We start from the raw sequence: 15,847 nt of genomic DNA, 5'->3' as shown, positions 1-15,847 counted from the left end.
TGTCCTGCTTTCCTTGGGTCATCCGGAGGCTCACACCCAACGGAGAAGTAATACTAAGGATTACGTCAGGAGTGGTCACAGCAAGTATTCAGGCACAAAGGCCCTACATGCAAGCTGAAACATTTCGGTCGCGTTAACATTTCGCGATCCGGATGCCCGGCGGCGCGCCGTGGACGCGGAAACACGCGGATGCGGGTGTCGAACGGCTTCGGGAGCGGGTCAGATGCGCGCGTCGCGCGCGCGGCGTACCGCCGAGGCCAGCGCGATGGTGGCCCCCGCCGCCACGAGCGCGCCGCCGCCGACCCACAGGCCCAGCGAGGTGCGCGCATCGCCGCCGGTCGCGGGCAGACCGGCCGCGTCGACGACCGAGGCGCTCGCGGTGCCGCCGGCGGACGAAGGCGAGATCGCCTCGATGTTGTAGACGCCGACGGCGTCGGCGGGGAAGGTGATGGCGACGGGGGCGAGAGCGCCCTGATCGGACGATTCGCGCATCGTGCTGCCGGTGGTGACGGCGAACGCGGCCCGGGCGAATGCGACTCCTGCGCCGTTCTCGCCGCGGACCGTGATCGTGACCGCCTCGTTCGAGCCGAACGTGCCGTCGGCGCACGCGAACTCGACCGTCCCGCCCGCCACGAAGGCGCTCGGGGTCGTCGTGCACGACTTCGTCGGCGGGTAGATGGTGGCGCCGGTGGACGCGGATGCCGCTGCCGGGAGGGCGATGATCGCGGCCACGAGGGTCGCGACGGCGGCGAGAGAAGCGGTGCGGCGCATGATCGGTGAGTCTATGCGTCGCCGCAACGCGCAACAACAACGGTGGGCCGGTCTGCGTCGACGGTGGGTGTCACGGCGGCCGTCGCCGTGGTCGCTCCGCTCTCGGCGACGACGCTCACGGTGGCGGTGACCGACTCGCCGGGGGCGAGATCGGACGAGAACACCATCACCTGCCGCCCGGCATGCGAGCCGCCGCCGAACCCCGCACCATCGGACCGGGTCGCCGACGAAAGCGCGTAGCCCTCGGGCAGATAGAGGTAGGCGACCGTGCGTGCCACGCCCGCCGGCACACCGAACGCCCCGCCGCCGGTGACATAAGACGGGAGAGAGGTCGCGGCATCAGCCGGTGCGTTGTTGGCGATGGTGACCTCCAGCGTCACCGGAGAGGACGTCCGTCCATCGCCGCCGACCGCGCACGTCTCCCACGCCAGGCGGGTGTCTGCGGTGAGGTAGTAGTCCATCTTCGATCCGGTGCCGTCGTTGAGGAAGACGCCGAAGGCGGCCGTGTCGGCATCCGTGTCCGGCAGTGGCCCCGCGAGCGTCGTGTCGGCGAGCACCGCCTGATCTTCGGGGATCGCACTCCACAGCAGCAGACGTCGTTCGTCGCCGGCGCGGCCCAGGGCGGCGATGAGCTTCGCGGGATCGGCGGCGCCGGAGGCGAGGCGCTCGAACACGGCCGCCGACGCGGCCGCGAAGAACGCGTCCTGATCCCGCGGGCTCTCGTACCGCGAGTAGACGTCGTTGAGCAGGAGGGGCACGGCGTTGTCCGCGGAGACGACGTCGCCCGTCGGCAGCTCGACGGGGCCTGTGGCCTCGAGGATGTACGACAGGGCGACGGGATCGGTCGCGATCACGCCGTCGACGCTCTGCCCGGTCTGCCGCAGAAGCATCTCGCGGGCGAGCGGGCCGCCGACGGAGAAGTCGGGGATCTGGGTGACGTTCTGGATGTAGCGGCCGGGCCGCGTCTCGTAGATGCGCTCGATCTCGGGATCGAGGGGGAGCACCGGCTCGCCGAAGTTGGAGAAGTCGGACGACGAGGCCTGTCCGGCCAGCTCGATCCGCCCGTCGGCGGTCTTCACGATCGCCATCGCCCCGACGATGCCGCCCGTCGATCGCCATTCGGCGTTGTTCTGGAACGCCAGCAGGTACGTGCGCTCGCCGGACGACCCCAGCATCGCGGGCAGGAGGGTCGAGGCGCGGGCAAGGGCGTCGGTGGCCGAGGCTCCGGTGTCGAGGAGCTCGGACACCTCGTCGACGGCCGCCCGGACGGGCCGCATGAGCGGGGTGTCGTCGAGAGCGCGCACGGATTCCGCTGCGGCGGCGACCGTGTCTGCCCCCGCGCGAGCCGGCTCGGCGATCTCGCGGAAGACCGCCGTGTCGATGCGCCCGTCGACGGGCCGGAAGGCGTCCGGCGAGAACGCCGAAGCCACATCGGCGAGGGGGAGGAGCCCGTCTCGGGCGATGTCGTCGGCCGCCGCGGCGATCGTGCCGACGGCGCGCAGCTGCGGGCCGATCCACGGGGTGCCCTCGGCGAGCGACCAGACCGGGTCGGAGGTGAGCTCGCGCGCCGTGGCCGCGTGGTCGGCGACCTCGGTGATGTGCGGGGCGGCCGCAGCCGGATCGGCGAGCGAGTCGACGGCGCTGCGGGCCGAGGCCTCGGCCTCGCGCAGTTCGCCGTACGCGAGGGCCCCGCGGACGCCGACCCAGGCGGCGACCGCGATGAGGGCGATCAGGAAGATCCCGGCGATGGCCGCCAACGCGAGCTGCGTCCGGCGCAGGGGGCGGGGCTGGTCAGCGGTGCGCACCCGATCACTCTAAGGGGCGGGCCCGTGCGTACACTTGCGAGAGGAAGCGGAGGACTCGATGAAGCGACGCTGGGGGACGGCCGCCGCGACTGCGGTGATGGCTGTGGCTCTCGTGGGATGCGGTCCTGCGCCGTGGAACGCGCCGTCGGGTGACGGGGGCGACGCGAGCGACCCCGCGCCGTCGCCGAGCATCTCGCGCTCCGCCGTGCCGCCGCCGATCCCCAACGACCTCTCGAGCGGCTCGACCGAGCGTCAGGTGACCGCGGGCGCCGTGACGGGGGCGCTGAACTACTGGTCCGACCTGTCGATGGACCGATGGTCGGCGACGGCCCTCAAGCCCGTCAGCCTCTCGCTCGTGACGACCGTCAGCCCCGACGACGGGCAGAAGGTCTACCTGCAGAAGGCGACGATGATCGCCGTGCCCGGCAACGCGGAGGGCGATCTCAGCCCCCTCGCGCCGACGTCGGACCAGTCGGCGACGAACCCCGGCTATCTCGTGCTCTCGCCGTACAGCTACTCGCAGACCTTCTACGTCGGCGAGGTGCCTCCCGAGGCCACGTTCGTCACGATCCGCTTCACGTACGACTTCCTCGTGCAGACCACCCCCACCTCCGACGAGTTCGCCAAGCAGACGGCGACCGACAGCATCACCGTCGCGATCGCAGCCGCGCCCGAGGCCGGCTGAAACCTCAAGGTCGCCGCAAGGCAACCTGAAGAGATCGGAAAGCGGCCCGGATCGTGGCCGGCCGGATGCTTGTATGGCCACGCCCGCGACATCCGACGCCGGTCCCGCTCTCAGAAATCCGGTCTGCCATGCTCTCGCGCCGCTCACCCGCCCTCCGCACCGCCGTGTCGGCGGGCGCGCTCGCTCTCTCGCTCGTCGCGCTGACGGGATGCTCGGAGCTGACCGGCATGATCAACGCCGTCCAGGGTGATCCGGTCTCGGCCGTGCCCGCTCCGGCGCCCTCGCAGTCGCCGAGCATGGCATTCAACTCGCAGTTCACCTATGACGGTTCGGTGTCGCTGTCCTCGGACGTGGCGCAGGATCTCGAGCTGCGTCTCGACGTGTGGGCACAGGACCCCAAGCGCACCCAGGAATGGACCCCCGGTGCCGAGAAGACGTTCGGCTTCGCGGTCAACGTCCACGACAAGCGCGTCGACGAGAAGGCCGTGCTGTCGCAGAAGCGCCGCGTGTTCATCTCGTCGATCTCGATCACCTCGCAGACGGCGCAGACGTCGGGGCAGGTGCAGAACCCGTTCCAGTTCAGCGCCGACCCACGGACACTCGTTCCCAGCGACACGATCCGCTCCGATCGTGGGCTGCTGCTCAACAGCTTCCAAGGCGGCCTCTACGTGCCCGAGACGATCGTCCACGGGCTGCCGGCCGATACCTACGGGATGACGCTGGAGTTCGCGATGACGGTGTGGGTCGAGGGTAACGCGAACGACGACGCGAGCTTCACGCAGCAGACGGTGTACCAGTACCTGCCGGTCGCGATCTTCAGCGACGAACAGGCGGCGGACGCGGCGCCCGCACCCGCTCCCAGCACGACGCCGTGAACGGTTCGAGGCGCCTCGTTCCTTGCGCATAAATTGCGGTTGACTTCGTCCGGTCTGAACACGCCGCGTTCCAGAATGGACCTCGGCAGACAACAGCTGCCCGACACCTCGCACAGGATGTGACCGCATGACTCAGACGCCGTACACGCCGTACACGCCCAACCCGGCGTTCGGTCAGCCGCAGTACCCCGCCCCGCAGGCGCCGGTCGAGCTGGCGGATCACTTCGAGACGGCGTTCCCCGACGACTTCGAGTCTGTCCTCGAACAGACCACGGTCCACCGCTCCACGATCGGCTGCGTCATCCCGGCGTACAACGAGGAGGAGTCGATCGCCGACGTGATCGAGGGGCTGCTCGCCCAGACGCGCGTCCCCGACGTCATCCACGTCATCGCGAACAACACCTCCGACAACACCGTCAAGATCGCCGCGGGGTATGCAGGTCCCCACGAGGTGACGACAGAGCTCGGCACGCAGTTCACCGAGGTGTTCGTGCACGACATCGGCAAGAACCCCGACAAGAAGGTCGGCGCGCTCAACTACGGCTACTCGCTCGTCGAGGGCTACGACTACCTGCTCGGCGTCGACGGCGACACCATCGCCGACTCGCGCGCTGTGGAGTTCCTCGAGTCCGAGGCCGTCGGCGACTCGCGCATCGGCGGCATCTCGGCGATCTACTCGATCGACGACAAGCCCATCAAGGGAACGATCGCGAAGTTCCTCATCGCCGGCCAGCGCACCCAGTTCGCGGCCTTCAACATGCAGAACCTGCTCCGCGGGCGCAACATGGCCGTCCTCGGCGGACAGTTCTCGATCTTCTCAACGAACGCCCTGCGCGACGCGATGAAGGCGAACCACCAGTCCACCCCGTGGGTCAAGGACTCCGAGGTCGAGGACTCGCTGCTCTCCTTGCAGATCAAGAGCGCCGGATACCTCACCAAGATCAGCCCATACGCCCGGGCCAATGTCGGCGGCATGACGACCCTCAAGGGGTACGACGCGCAGCAGGTCAAGTGGACCTACGGCGCCATCGAGCTGATGTGGCCGGGCCAGCGCGGCGACACGAAGGGGCAGCCGTTCCACCCGAACCTGCGCCTGCGCTGGTTCGAGAACTTCGGGATGCTGACGAACCTGTTCGTGCGCGTCGCGTTCCTCATCCTGCTCGCGGGCTCGCTGTCGATCAGCGCCTTCGTCTTCTCGCCGTTGTGGCTCATCCCGCCGATGGTGGCCGTGCTGCTGAACCTGCGCATGGCCCGCAGCATCAAGGACCACAATCAGCGCGACATCCTCTTCGCCCTCCTGGTCTTCCCGGCCGAGGCGTTCATGTGGATCAGGCTCGGCCACTTCATGCGCTCGTGGTCGCGCTTCCTGTCGAAGAAGAAGGTCGACAACTGGGCGATGCAGGCCAAGGCCGAGAGCGGCGGCGGCAGCATCGGTCACTGGATGCCGCTGCTCATCCTCGCGGCCGTGCTGCTGGCGATGGCCGTCGTCTGGAACATCATCGGTCCCGTCGCGCAGTCGTCGATCCTGTGGATCGGGTGGCCGATCGTCGGCGTCGTGACCGTGCTGCAGACCCTGCTGATGTTCTCGAAGCTGGTCCGCCGCCAGAACGGATACAAGGTCTGAATCGGCGGAACTGCCGGAGAGTCTGAGGTTCAGACCGCGGCGGCGGTCTCCGATGTCATGCGGTACCCGACACCGCGGACGGTCTCGATGTACCGCGGGGTCGTGGGGCTGTCGCTCAGCTTGCGGCGGAGGTTGGTCATGTGCGCCTCGATCGCCCGCTTGTCGGCCTCGCCGACGAAGTAGCTCGTGACATACGACTCGCCGCGTAGGACGAGGGTCAGGTCGGCCTTCGACCGGACGCGGCGCTTCGAGGCCATCAGGGTCGAGAGCAGATCGAACTCGGTGCGGGTGAGGTCGAGCTCGCGGCCACCGATGTAGGCCAGGCGCGTGTCGGTGTCGACCTGCAGGTCGCGGTGCGTGAGCCAGTGCTCACCCGTGGCCGGGACGAGGTCGCCGCCGGACTGGTGCACGACGACGTCGGAGCCGGGCGCCGGTGCCGGCGTGGCCGTGTCGCTCGGGCGGTGCACGATGATGGGCTGCTGCGCGGGGCTCTGGGGCGGCGCAGACTGCGGCGGCGCTGACTGCTGGGGGATTGGCTGCTGCGGGGGCGCGGGCTGCTGTTGCTGCTGTGCGGCTCCGCCGAAGCGTGCGAGGTACTCCTCGTACGACAGCGGCGCAGCATCGGCGGCGGGGGCGGCGGGGGCCGCGGGGGCGTGGTGTGCCAGCGCGGGGCGCGCGCCGGGGAACGACGGACCGACCGAATCCTGCTGGGGGGCCTGCTGCGCCGCAGCGGCGCGCGGGCGTCGGAGCAAGGCGTCGACCCGCGCCCGGAACTCGCGCGGGCGGAACGGCTTGACGATGTACTCGTCGGCGCCGGAACCCAGGCCGAGCACGACGTCGGCCTCTTCGGAGAGCCCCGTGAGCATGATGATATACGTGTCGCTCTGAGCTCGGATGCGCCGGGCGGCCTCGAAGCCGTCGATGCCGGGCATGTTGACGTCGAGAGTCGTCAGCAGTGGTCGGTACGACAGCACCGCCTGGATGCCGTCGATGCCGTTGCCGACCGAGACGGTGGAGAACCCGGCGGCCTCGAGCACCTCGACCAGGAGATGACGGATGTCGGGATCGTCCTCGACGATGACCGCCGTCTTCATCTGCTCGGACATCATGCGCGTCACTCTTCTCCCTCAGGTTCGGGTAATTTTGCCATACGCAAAGGGTCCGGCAGTCCCTCCCCGGCGGTCTGAGTCAGGGCGCGACGTCGCGGGTGAGTTCGACGGCGCCGGCGGGCCACCACACGCCGGCTGCGGGCCCGCCGTTGCATGGCCCATCGCTCTCGCCCGGAGGCTTGATCCACAGGTTCGTGTCGACGACGTCGTCGCCGAATGTCCCGCTCGGGTCGCCCACGGTACGCCCCGGCGGGTTGCACCACTCGCCGTCGCCCGGAGCGCCCGAGCCGTTGCGCGACGTGTCGACGAGCGCATGCATGCCGCCGAGGCGGTCGGAGAGCGCGTGGGCGTAGGCGAACTCGTCGAAGGTGTCGTTGAAGTTCGACACGTTCGTCACGAATCCGCGGACGCCCGAGACCGTCACCTTCTCGATGAGCTCGGCCATCGCGTCGGCGCCCAGCCAGTTCGAGTGCCCACCGTCGACGTACACCCACGTGTCGGTGCCGGTGAGGCGCTCGAGGGCCCCGCGCAGCTGCGTGACGCGCTCGTCGAGGTTGCCGCACTGCGGGGCGAGCGCGAGACTGTCGGGCTCGACGATGACGACCTTCTTGACATCCGGGACCGAACGCAGCGCCGTTCCGATCTGCCTCGTCCAGGTCTCGTAGTCCGCCTCGTCGAGACCGCCCGCGGAGTGGTTGCCGCAGTCGCGCCCCGGCAGACCGTAGACGACGACGGCCATCGCCGTGTCGGACTCCCGCGCCTCGTGGGCGATGTTCAGGACGCGCTCGCCGACCTCGCCGATGGGGTCCTGTTCCGGGGTGAGCCAATAGGCGGTCGGCTGCGACGACAGATACTCGGCTGCGGCGACCTCGTCGGCGGTGCCGCCCTCCGTCAGTGCTCGCGCGGCCTTCGACTCGGCCGGTGCCACGAAGGCCGTGCCGACGCCGGGCGGCCGCGCGGTGAGCGCTTGCACGCTGTTCGTCACGAGCGTCACCACCAGGGCGACGGCAGCGATGACGGCGGCGACCGCGGTGACGATGATCGCGAGCCACGCCCAGCGCGGCAGCCGGCGTCGGCGCCGGGGCGGGCGCGGGGAAGCCGGCCGCTCGGGCGGCGGTGGCGGCTCGTAGTGCCCGCTGATGATGTAGCCGGCCGTATCGCCACCGGCATCATCGTGACCGGCGCCGCCACCCGCGCCGTGACGCGATGCGTCGGAGCCGGGTCGCTGTGCCACGGACTGACTCTAACGGTTGGCCTCGCACCGGGGGCCGTCGTGCGCCGTTATCGGGGCGGATACCCTGGGGCCATGGGCGACGTGATCCTGGGAGTGACCGACGCGGACGGCGCGGGTGCGCGTGAATGGGCGTTCCGCCGAGCCGAGGCGTTGAGTCTGACACTGCGCGAGCTGCTGATCGCTCCGACGCGCGACGATGCCGAGCGGGTCGCCGCCGCGACCGCGGATGCCGAGATCCTCGTGCTGCCGGAGGAACACGGCCACGCGTACCGCGCTCTCATCGCCCACGCGCATTGCCCGGTCGCGATCGTTCCCGAGCGCCTCGACGCGGACCACGATGGCGACGCGCGCCGCGGGGTCCTCGTGGGGGTCGACGCCTCGGACGTCTCGGCCCGGGCGCTCGACTTCGCCGCTCGTGAGGCCGTCCGCACGGGCGAGCCGCTCGTCGCCCTCGCGGCCTGGGAACCCGTATCGGTGGGCACCGAGCCCGGCCTCGACCTGTGGACGGGGCCGATGCCCGTCGACCTGACGGAAGCGACGGCCGGGATGCTCGACCGCATGCTCGAGCCCGTACGTGCGGCGTACCCGCAGCTCGACGTGCGCACGCGCATCGATGTCGGCGACGCCTCCAGCCTGATCGAGGACGCTTCGCGCCATGCCGTGCTGACCGTCGTCGGATCTCACGGCCGCACGGGACTGTCGCGGCTGCTGCTCGGATCGGTCAGCGAACGCGTCGCGGCCCACGTCGGTTCTCCCACCGTCATCGTTCGGTGACCCGCGTCGCGCGGGCCCTGCTGATCGGCTACGTGGTCGTCCTCGCGTTCGTCGCGTTCTGGCCCACGCCCGTCGACCGCGACGCCGGACCGATCCTGCGAGCGATCACCTCGGCCGTGCCGTGGCTGACCTACGACCGCATCGAGTTCGGCGCGAACATCGCCCTGTTCGTCCCGTTCGGCTGCTGCGCGGCGCTCGGCTGGCCCCGCTGGCGGGCATACGTCATTCCCGCCGGGCTCGTCATCTCCGTCGTCATCGAGGCGGCGCAGGGCGTGCTGCTCTCGCAACGGACCGCGAGCGTGTGGGACGTCGTGGCCAATACCCTCGGAGCGGCGGTGGGCTGGCTGATCGCGCGACGGTGGGCCCTCAGGAGCGATCAGACCGTCGAGAGGGATCAGCCCGCGTCGGGCGGCTGAAGACCCTGCGAACGGCGGCGGCGGATCTCCGCCTCGAGCTCCGCGATCTCGATCTCCCGTTCGAGGTCGGCGAGCTGCTGCGCGGTGGTGCGGTAATCACGCGGCTGCGGACGACTCGCAGGCGTGGCGGGGGTGGGTTCGTCGCGCGACCACCGGCGAGGATCACCGAAGCTCATCGACTCGCGCGGAGTCGTGTCCCACTCGCGTCCGAGCGCGAACCACAGCACGGAGCCGAGGAACGGCAGGAAGACGATGAACAGCACCCAGGCGAACTTCGGCAGGTGCTTCACCTGGTCGTCGCGACGGGTGATCGCATCGACGAGGGCTGCGACCATCAGGACGAGGACGATCAGGGGGAGCAGCAGATACACCCCGCCAGGCTGGCCCAGGTCGGCGCCTCGGCGCAAGAGAGGGCAGAGCAGAAGGCATGACGGTCAGAACGCGTAACGGATGCGGCACGACGGCAGTTCACGTTCGATGAGCGCGCACAGCGCCGCGACGGCCTCGCCCTTGAATGGCGAGCGGTACCGCACGTTCATCGCGCCGTTCTGCCAGCGCTTGGTCTCCTGCATGCGCGGAGTCCACAGCAGTTCCTCGCCGCGCGGGTGCCATCCGAGGTTCACCTCGTGGAGTCCTTCATTGTGGGTGAGGAGGATGATCTCGCACGCGAGTTGAGCCTTCGCCCGGTCGGAGAGCACGTCGCTCAGCTCGCGCAGCAGTGCCGTCCAGTCCGCGATCCACGTCGGAGTGAGGATGACGGGCGAGAAGTTCAGGTGCACCTCGTAGCCGGCGTCGACGAAGTCGTTGATCGCGGCGATCCGCTCCGAGACGGGCGACGTGCGGATGTCGGTCACCTTCGCCGTCTCGTGGGGCATCAGGGAGAAGCGGATGCGGGTGCGCCCGAGCGGGTCCCAGTCGAGCAGGTCGCGGTTGACGTACTTCGTCGCGAACGACGCCTTGGCCGTCGGCGACATCCGGAACAGCTCGCACAGGTCGCGGACGTTCTCGCTGATCATCGCGTCGACCGAGCAGTCGCTGTTCTCGCCGATGTCGTACACCCATGCGTCCGGATCGCACTGGTTCGGCTCGGTCTTGGGCCCTCGGCGGGCGATGTGACGGGCGAGGTGGCGTGAGATCTCGTCGATGTTGGCGAAAACGGTCACCGGGTTGCTGTATCCCTTGCGGCGCGGCACGTAACAGTACGAGCAGGCCATCGCGCATCCGTTGGCCGTGGACGGTGCGATGAAATCGGCCGACCGGCCGTTGATCCGGGTCGCGACGGACTTCTTCACGCCCAGCACGAGCGCCTCGGTCTTGATCCGCACCCAACGCCGCACATTGGCCTCGTCGCCGTGGACCTCGGGGACGAGCCAGTGCGAGTCGATCGGCACGATGTCGGCCTGCGGCCACCGCGCCACGATCTGCTGCCCCCGCGGCAGCGCGAGCGCCTCATCTTCGGCGTAGATGCGGCTGATCTGCAGCAGCGGCGCCGGATCCCGAGCTGTCACCTGTTCCCGGGCGGTCAGTCGGTCGACTCGAGCTCGACCTCGCCGCCGGCGAGAGCATCGGCGTACGTGCGGACGTCCGGACCGGGCTCCCAGTCGATGAACTTGTCCTTCATGTGGCTGACGAGAGCGGCGTACGCCTTGTCGGCGTCGTTGGCATCGTCGGTCGCGGCGACGGCGGCGACGGCATCCTGCAGGACACGGTCGGCGTCGTCGAGGACCTTCTGGCGGGCTTCGTCGTTCCAGTGGATCTCGCTGATTCTCATAGCGGCACGCTAGCCAGCCTGAACCGATCGGGCGACGGGCTTGCGCGATGCGATCCGGCGCCCGATGATCCCCTGCTTCGGGCTGAAGAGGTACACCGCGGCGAACACGATGCCCTGCACGAGCACGACCAGTCCGCCCGACGAGGCGTCGACCCAGTAGCTGACGTAGATGCCGACGATGGAGGACGCCGCCGACAGGGCCGGGGCGATGACGAGCATGCGGCCGAATCGGTCGGTGAGCAGGTGCGCCGTGGCGCCCGGGATGATGAGCATCGCCACGACCAGCACGACGCCCACCACCTGCAGGGCGACGACCGCGGTCAGGGCGAGGACCCCCAGCAGGAGCCCCGACAGCAGTCGGGGCGAGAGCCCGATGGCGAAGGTGTGGATCGGGTCGAACGCGAACAGGGTCAGATCGCGGCGCTTGACGAACAGCACCGCGAAGGCGACCGCGGCCAGGACCGCGATCTGCACGAGGTCGCCCGTCGATACCCCGAGGACGTTGCCGAACAGGATGTGGTTGAGGTCGGTCTGGCTCGGCGTGACCGAGATGAGCACGAGGCCGAGCGCGAAGAGCGTCGTGAAGACGATGCCGATGGCGGCGTCCTCCTTGACCCGGCTCGTGCCGCGGATGATGCCGATGAGGGCGACCGCGAGGAAGCCGAACACCAGGGCTCCGATCGCGAACGGCGCGCCCAGGACATAGGCGAGCACGACCCCGGGCAGGACGGCGTGGCTGACGGCGTCGCCCATGAGCGACCAGCCGATGAGGACGAGCCAGCACGACAGCACCGCGCAGACGATCGCGGCGATGGCGGTGGCCGACAGGGCGCGGAGCATGAACTCGTACCGGAGGGGCTCGAGCAGGATGTCGATGAGGCTCACGGGTGCTCCTCGGTGGTGAGCGGGCGCTCGTCGGTGAGTCCGAACGCCCGTGCGAGCAGCTCGGGGCGGAGCGCTTGGTCGACCGTGCCCTGGAACACGACGCGGCGCAGCAGGAGCACCGCTTCGTCGGCGAGAGCCGGGAGCGCGTGGAGGTCGTGGGTGGAGACGAGCACGGTGCGGCCGTCGGCGGCGAGCTCTCGGAGGAGGCGGACGATGGTCGCCTCGGACTTCTTGTCGACCCCCGCGAAGGGCTCGTCGAGCAGGAGGACACCGGCGTCCTGGGCGATGCCGCGGGCGACGAATGCCCGCTTGCGCTGCCCGCCCGACAACTGGCCGATCTGGCGGTCGGCGAGGTCGGCCAGCTCGACGCGCTCGAGCGCGTCGTCGACGGCGCGGTGATCGTCGGGGCGCGGCCGGCGGGTGGGGCCGAGGCGTCCGTACCGGCCCATCATCACGACATCGCGAACCGACACCGGAAACGTCCAGTCGACGTCCTCGCTCTGCGGCACGTACCCGATGAGGCCGTGACGCCGTGCGGCTGCGGGGGGCTCCCCGGCGACGCTCACCCGACCGCTCGCGGGGCGGACGAGGCCCGTGAGCGACTTGAAGAGCGTGGACTTGCCCGAGCCGTTCATGCCGATCAGCGCGGTCACCCGGCCCGGCGTGACGGTGAGGTGGACGTCGTCGAGCGCCACGATGTCGCGGTAGCGCACCGAGACGCCGGAGACCACGATGCCCGGGGTCGAGGTGATCCCGGCGCTCATGGCGCTCATGGTGCGCTCCGGGTCAGCGCCGCGGCGATGGTCTCGGCGTCGTGACGGAGCAGGTCGAGGTACGTCGGCACGGGGCCGTCGGCCTCGGAGAGCGAATCGACGTACAGTGTGCCGCCGAAGACGGCATCCGTCGCCTCGACCACCTGCTGCATGGGGCGGTCCGAGACGGTCGACTCGCAGAAGACGGCGGGCACGTCGTTGTCGTCGACGAACTCGATCGTCTGCCGGATCTGCTGGGGCGTCGCCTGCTGCTCGGCGTTGACGGGCCAGATGTAGGCCTCGGTGAGTCCGGCGTCGCGGGCGAGGTACGAGAACGCACCCTCGCAGGTGACGAGCGCGCGCTGCTCGTCGGGAACCGCTTGGAGGTCGGCGATGAGATCGTCGTGGATGCGCTGGAGCTCGTCGTTGTAGGCGGCGCCGTTCGCAGCGTAGGTCCCCGCGCCCGCCGGATCGAGCTCGCTGAACGCGGCGACGATGTTGTCGACGTACCGCTGCACGTTCAGGGGGCTCATCCAGGCGTGAGGGTTGGGTTTGCCCGCATAGGCGTCGCCGGTGATGTCGATCGTCTCGACGCCCTCGGACACGACGACGTGGGGTGCGTCGGCGGTCTCGACGAAGCGCGCGAACCACGACTCGAGGCCGAGCCCGTTGTCGAGGATCAGGTCGGCGTCGGCTGCCGCCGCGATGTCTCGCGGGGTCGGCTCGTAGCCGTGGATCTCGGCTCCGGTCTTCGTGATCGATCGCACGTCGAGCCGGTCTCCCGCGACGTTGCGGGCGATGTCGGCGAGGACCGTGAAGGTCGTCAGCACGACGGGGCGGTCACCGGCGGGTTCGCCGGCGACCTCCGCGTTCGAGCCCGTCGCGCAGCCCGAGAGCACGGCTGCCGCCGCCCCGAAGGCGACCAGCGCGGAGAGGCGGCGATGTCGATTTTTCGGCATACCGAAAAATTACCCGCTGGACTCCCGCGCGTGCAATTCCTCGTCGACGACATCGGCCCAGGGTTGACGCGTCGAGCGCACGGTGTCACCCGATTTGGCCGCCTGCTGCATGAGCAGCGCGAGGTAGTGGTCCTGGCTCGCCTCGGCCAGCGAATACACCGGTGCGCGCCCGTCGATGGCGCGCGGCATGGCGTCGAGCATGCGCGCGATCGCGATCTCGTCGTCGTTGAGGCGCGCCGGGAGGAAGGGATTGCGGAAGACCCATTCGTCGCCGAGCAGGATGCCGCGCAGGAACATGCCCTCGAGGTTGCCGCCCTCGCCCGTCATGACACGTCGAAGTGAGCCGAACACGGGTTCGTCGAACCGCCGCAGGTATCGCACCTCGCCGTTCTCGATCTCGCCGCGCTCGCCGCGGACAAGCAGGCGATTGCCGCGGATCCATGAGAAGTACTGCTCACCGGCGAAGTCGTACACGCCGAGGCGGCCGTCGAACATGAAACGTGCCGTGGTCTGCGTCGCCGTGACGATGCGCTCCTCGGTCGGATCGCCGGCGCGTCCAGGTCCCGCCACGAGCGGGGAGCGGAAGACGGATGCCGAGATGTCGACCTCGTCGGCGCCGACCCCCAGCGCCCGGCGCATGACGCTGACGCCGTGGTAGTCGTGGCACTGCGCCACGAGCGCCTGCGACGGTGTGCCGAGTCGCCCGGAGCGGGCGACCGCGAGCTGGGCCGACAGCAGGGGCGACAGGTGGTACTGCTCGGCGACCTGCACCGTCGGCGCGCCGGGACGGGCGGCCCGGTGCCAGAGCTCGACGAGGTCGTCGATCCCTGCGGCGGGCGGGGTCTCGGTCAGGACGGGGATCCCCCGGTCGACGAGGTCGAGGATGATCCCGGGCGCCACATCGCGGGGAACCGAGACGACGACGACGTCGGGGGTGCTGTCGGCGAGCAGCGCGGCGAGGTCGGTGTAGCCGCGCACACCCCAGCGCTTCTCGATCGCGGCGGCCGTCGTGGCGCTGCGGGTGACGAGCCCGGACACGCGGAAGCGTTCGGGCAGGGCTGCGGCGACGCGCAGGAAGAAGTCGCTGCGCCATCCGCTGCCGATGATCGCGAAGGTGAGGGTCATCGGCACAGTCTGCACGCCGCGGCGTGTGAGACGGTAGGGGAATGGTGGAGGGGCGCGCTCGCGGGGGTGGGAATGATATGGAGCCGGCCGACATCGACGTCGAGACCGTCGAGTTCGACGGGGTCCGTACACGAGTCACGCGGGTGAAGACGGCGTCGTCCGCCGATTCGGAGCGCGCCTTCGTCCTGATCGCGGGCATCGGCGTGGCCGCGACGTACTTCGACCTGCTCGCCCCGACGCTCGCGCAGAAGGCGCAGGTCTACGCTCTCGACCTCCCCGGTTTCGCGGGCCAGCGCGCGCCGCGCGACGAGCCCTCCGTGTCGTTCTTCGCCGACCAGGTCGAGGCCGTGCTCGACCGTTTCGACCTCGACGACCCCGTGCTGCTGGGGCACTCGTTCGGCACGCAGATCGTGACCGAGGTGCTCGCGCGGCGCCCCGGCATCCGTCGCGCCGTCCTCATCGGACCCGTCGTGAACGACCGAGAGCGTTCGGTGGTGCTGCAGGCGATCCGCTTCGCGCAGTCGTCGCTGTTCGAGCCGTTCCGTCTGGTGATGCTGGCAATCAGCGCCTACCTGCTGTGCGGGTTCGCGTACTTCATGCGGGTGCTGCCGCACATGATGCGCTATCCGCTTCGGGACCGGCTGGCGGATGTGTCGGCGCAGGTGCTGCTGATCCGCGGGGCGCGAGATTTCTCGTCTCCGCGCTCCTTCCACTCGTCGCTCGTCGCGGTGGCCCGCGATGCCTGGCGGTGGGAGATCCACGGCGCCGCGCACTCGGTCATCAACGGCAACGCGATCGGGGTGGCGAAGCTCATGGACGCGTTCGTCGCGGGCGACCTGCCCCGACGCGGCCAGATGTCGCAGGAGGAGGCGCGCGTGCCTCGGCCCGCCTACGGCGGCGTCGCCCTGATGTGGCGCGCGACGCGCTACCGCGTGCAGGAGTGGTTCAGCGCGCGAGAGGGCGACGAGGTCGGCGTCGAGCACGCGAAGGAGTCGCACGCCGCCGTCATGTGGCGAGCGTTCACCGGCGGGCGTCGCTGAACGAGGTCGCGCGGCGCGTTAC

At 69.8% G+C, this 15,847-nt stretch carries 17 protein-coding genes; 6 read left to right on the top strand and 11 right to left on the bottom strand.

Annotation, left to right across the window (positions count from 1 at the left end):
* Positions 1-219: 219 nt before the first annotated feature.
* Both QUC20_RS13870 and QUC20_RS13865 read right to left on the bottom strand, forming a co-directional pair.
* Positions 220-771 carry a cell wall protein gene (locus tag QUC20_RS13870; RefSeq protein ID WP_120264250.1) on the bottom strand — a complete coding sequence of 184 codons (552 nt, stop codon included), beginning with the start codon at positions 769-771 and terminating at the stop codon, positions 220-222.
* Positions 772-782: 11 nt separating this feature from the next.
* A complete protein-coding gene (locus QUC20_RS13865) occupies positions 783-2,576 on the bottom strand; it encodes a DUF4012 domain-containing protein (protein WP_289330263.1) in 1,794 nt (597 codons plus the stop codon).
* Between the two features lie 58 nt (positions 2,577-2,634).
* On the opposite strand from QUC20_RS13865, the gene QUC20_RS13860 reads away from it, so the two are divergent.
* The 3 genes from QUC20_RS13860 to QUC20_RS13850 all read left to right on the top strand — a co-directional run bounded on the left by QUC20_RS13860 (position 2,635) and on the right by QUC20_RS13850 (position 5,760).
* Complete coding sequence (locus tag QUC20_RS13860) at positions 2,635-3,261, top strand: hypothetical protein (RefSeq protein ID WP_120264251.1); 627 nt, start codon at positions 2,635-2,637, stop codon at positions 3,259-3,261.
* Positions 3,262-3,389: 128 nt separating this feature from the next.
* Positions 3,390-4,136: a fructose 1,6-bisphosphatase gene (locus QUC20_RS13855; RefSeq protein WP_120264252.1), complete on the top strand. Its 747-nt coding sequence runs from the start codon at positions 3,390-3,392 to the stop codon at positions 4,134-4,136.
* A 127-nt stretch (positions 4,137-4,263) separates the two neighbouring features.
* Positions 4,264-5,760 carry a glycosyltransferase family 2 protein gene (locus QUC20_RS13850; RefSeq protein ID WP_120264253.1) on the top strand — a complete coding sequence of 499 codons (1,497 nt, stop codon included), beginning with the start codon at positions 4,264-4,266 and terminating at the stop codon, positions 5,758-5,760.
* A 29-nt stretch (positions 5,761-5,789) separates the two neighbouring features.
* Here QUC20_RS13850 and QUC20_RS13845 read toward each other — a convergent pair whose 3' ends face one another.
* Together QUC20_RS13845 and QUC20_RS13840 are read right to left on the bottom strand one after the other, a co-directional pair.
* Complete coding sequence (locus QUC20_RS13845; protein WP_289330262.1) at positions 5,790-6,869, bottom strand: response regulator transcription factor; 1,080 nt, start codon at positions 6,867-6,869, stop codon at positions 5,790-5,792.
* A 79-nt stretch (positions 6,870-6,948) separates the two neighbouring features.
* Positions 6,949-8,103, bottom strand: coding sequence for a glycoside hydrolase family 6 protein (locus tag QUC20_RS13840; protein WP_289330261.1), 1,155 nt, complete (start codon positions 8,101-8,103; stop codon positions 6,949-6,951).
* 72 nt (positions 8,104-8,175) lie between these two features.
* On the opposite strand from QUC20_RS13840, the gene QUC20_RS13835 reads away from it, so the two are divergent.
* Positions 8,176-8,877: a universal stress protein gene (locus QUC20_RS13835; RefSeq protein WP_120264254.1), complete on the top strand. Its 702-nt coding sequence runs from the start codon at positions 8,176-8,178 to the stop codon at positions 8,875-8,877.
* On the top strand, positions 8,874-9,293 hold the full coding sequence (locus QUC20_RS13830; protein ID WP_289330260.1) for a VanZ family protein: 420 nt from the start codon (positions 8,874-8,876) through the stop codon (positions 9,291-9,293). The genes QUC20_RS13835 and QUC20_RS13830 overlap by 4 nt, the downstream gene beginning before the upstream one ends.
* Here the strand turns inward: QUC20_RS13830 and QUC20_RS13825 are convergent.
* The 7 genes from QUC20_RS13825 to QUC20_RS13795 form a co-directional block, all read right to left on the bottom strand.
* On the bottom strand, positions 9,272-9,664 hold the full coding sequence (locus tag QUC20_RS13825; protein ID WP_259455323.1) for a PLD nuclease N-terminal domain-containing protein: 393 nt from the start codon (positions 9,662-9,664) through the stop codon (positions 9,272-9,274). The genes QUC20_RS13830 and QUC20_RS13825 overlap by 22 nt on opposite strands.
* 63 nt (positions 9,665-9,727) lie before the next feature.
* Entirely contained in the window at positions 9,728-10,801 is a 1,074-nt protein-coding gene (locus QUC20_RS13820; protein WP_289330259.1) for a spore photoproduct lyase family protein, read from the bottom strand.
* Positions 10,802-10,815: 14 nt separating this feature from the next.
* Complete coding sequence (locus QUC20_RS13815) at positions 10,816-11,064, bottom strand: hypothetical protein (RefSeq protein WP_120264255.1); 249 nt, start codon at positions 11,062-11,064, stop codon at positions 10,816-10,818.
* 9 nt (positions 11,065-11,073) lie between these two features.
* Positions 11,074-11,904 carry a metal ABC transporter permease gene (locus QUC20_RS13810; protein ID WP_434543672.1) on the bottom strand — a complete coding sequence of 277 codons (831 nt, stop codon included), beginning with the start codon at positions 11,902-11,904 and terminating at the stop codon, positions 11,074-11,076.
* Positions 11,905-11,945: 41 nt separating this feature from the next.
* Positions 11,946-12,722: a metal ABC transporter ATP-binding protein gene (locus tag QUC20_RS13805; protein ID WP_434543640.1), complete on the bottom strand. Its 777-nt coding sequence runs from the start codon at positions 12,720-12,722 to the stop codon at positions 11,946-11,948.
* Complete coding sequence (locus QUC20_RS13800; protein WP_289330257.1) at positions 12,719-13,660, bottom strand: metal ABC transporter substrate-binding protein; 942 nt, start codon at positions 13,658-13,660, stop codon at positions 12,719-12,721. The genes QUC20_RS13805 and QUC20_RS13800 overlap by 4 nt, the downstream gene beginning before the upstream one ends.
* A 9-nt stretch (positions 13,661-13,669) precedes the next feature.
* Positions 13,670-14,785, bottom strand: a complete 1,116-nt coding sequence (locus tag QUC20_RS13795; protein ID WP_289330256.1) for a Gfo/Idh/MocA family oxidoreductase — start codon at positions 14,783-14,785, stop codon at positions 13,670-13,672.
* A 77-nt stretch (positions 14,786-14,862) separates the two neighbouring features.
* Between QUC20_RS13795 and QUC20_RS13790 the strand changes: the two genes are divergently transcribed.
* Positions 14,863-15,825, top strand: a complete 963-nt coding sequence (locus QUC20_RS13790; RefSeq protein WP_289330255.1) for an alpha/beta fold hydrolase — start codon at positions 14,863-14,865, stop codon at positions 15,823-15,825.
* Positions 15,826-15,847 lie beyond the last annotated feature (22 nt).

Origin of the sequence: Microbacterium arborescens (assembly GCF_030369635.1) — a bacterium.
Classification (GTDB): Bacteria; Actinomycetota; Actinomycetes; order Actinomycetales; family Microbacteriaceae; genus Microbacterium.
Note: the sequence above shows the minus strand (reverse complement) of the source record. Positions and strands in the feature narration are given on the sequence as shown.

What these genes read in the sequence shown, in the direction of transcription:
- QUC20_RS13860 (WP_120264251.1), top strand. Translation starts at nt 2,635, where the DNA reads ATGAAGCGACGCTGGGGGACGGCCGCCGCGACTGCGGTGATGGCTGTG.
- QUC20_RS13845 (WP_289330262.1), bottom strand. Translation starts at nt 6,869, where the DNA reads ATGATGTCCGAGCAGATGAAGACGGCGGTCATCGTCGAGGACGATCCC.
- QUC20_RS13835 (WP_120264254.1), top strand. Translation starts at nt 8,176, where the DNA reads ATGGGCGACGTGATCCTGGGAGTGACCGACGCGGACGGCGCGGGTGCG.
- QUC20_RS13805 (WP_434543640.1), bottom strand. Translation starts at nt 12,722, where the DNA reads ATGAGCGCCATGAGCGCCGGGATCACCTCGACCCCGGGCATCGTGGTC.
- QUC20_RS13870 (WP_120264250.1), bottom strand. Translation starts at nt 771, where the DNA reads ATGCGCCGCACCGCTTCTCTCGCCGCCGTCGCGACCCTCGTGGCCGCG.
- QUC20_RS13855 (WP_120264252.1), top strand. Translation starts at nt 3,390, where the DNA reads ATGCTCTCGCGCCGCTCACCCGCCCTCCGCACCGCCGTGTCGGCGGGC.
- QUC20_RS13795 (WP_289330256.1), bottom strand. Translation starts at nt 14,785, where the DNA reads ATGACCCTCACCTTCGCGATCATCGGCAGCGGATGGCGCAGCGACTTC.
- QUC20_RS13850 (WP_120264253.1), top strand. Translation starts at nt 4,264, where the DNA reads ATGACTCAGACGCCGTACACGCCGTACACGCCCAACCCGGCGTTCGGT.
- QUC20_RS13800 (WP_289330257.1), bottom strand. Translation starts at nt 13,660, where the DNA reads ATGCCGAAAAATCGACATCGCCGCCTCTCCGCGCTGGTCGCCTTCGGG.
- QUC20_RS13790 (WP_289330255.1), top strand. Translation starts at nt 14,863, where the DNA reads ATGGAGCCGGCCGACATCGACGTCGAGACCGTCGAGTTCGACGGGGTC.
- QUC20_RS13810 (WP_434543672.1), bottom strand. Translation starts at nt 11,904, where the DNA reads ATGCTCCGCGCCCTGTCGGCCACCGCCATCGCCGCGATCGTCTGCGCG.
- QUC20_RS13815 (WP_120264255.1), bottom strand. Translation starts at nt 11,064, where the DNA reads ATGAGAATCAGCGAGATCCACTGGAACGACGAAGCCCGCCAGAAGGTC.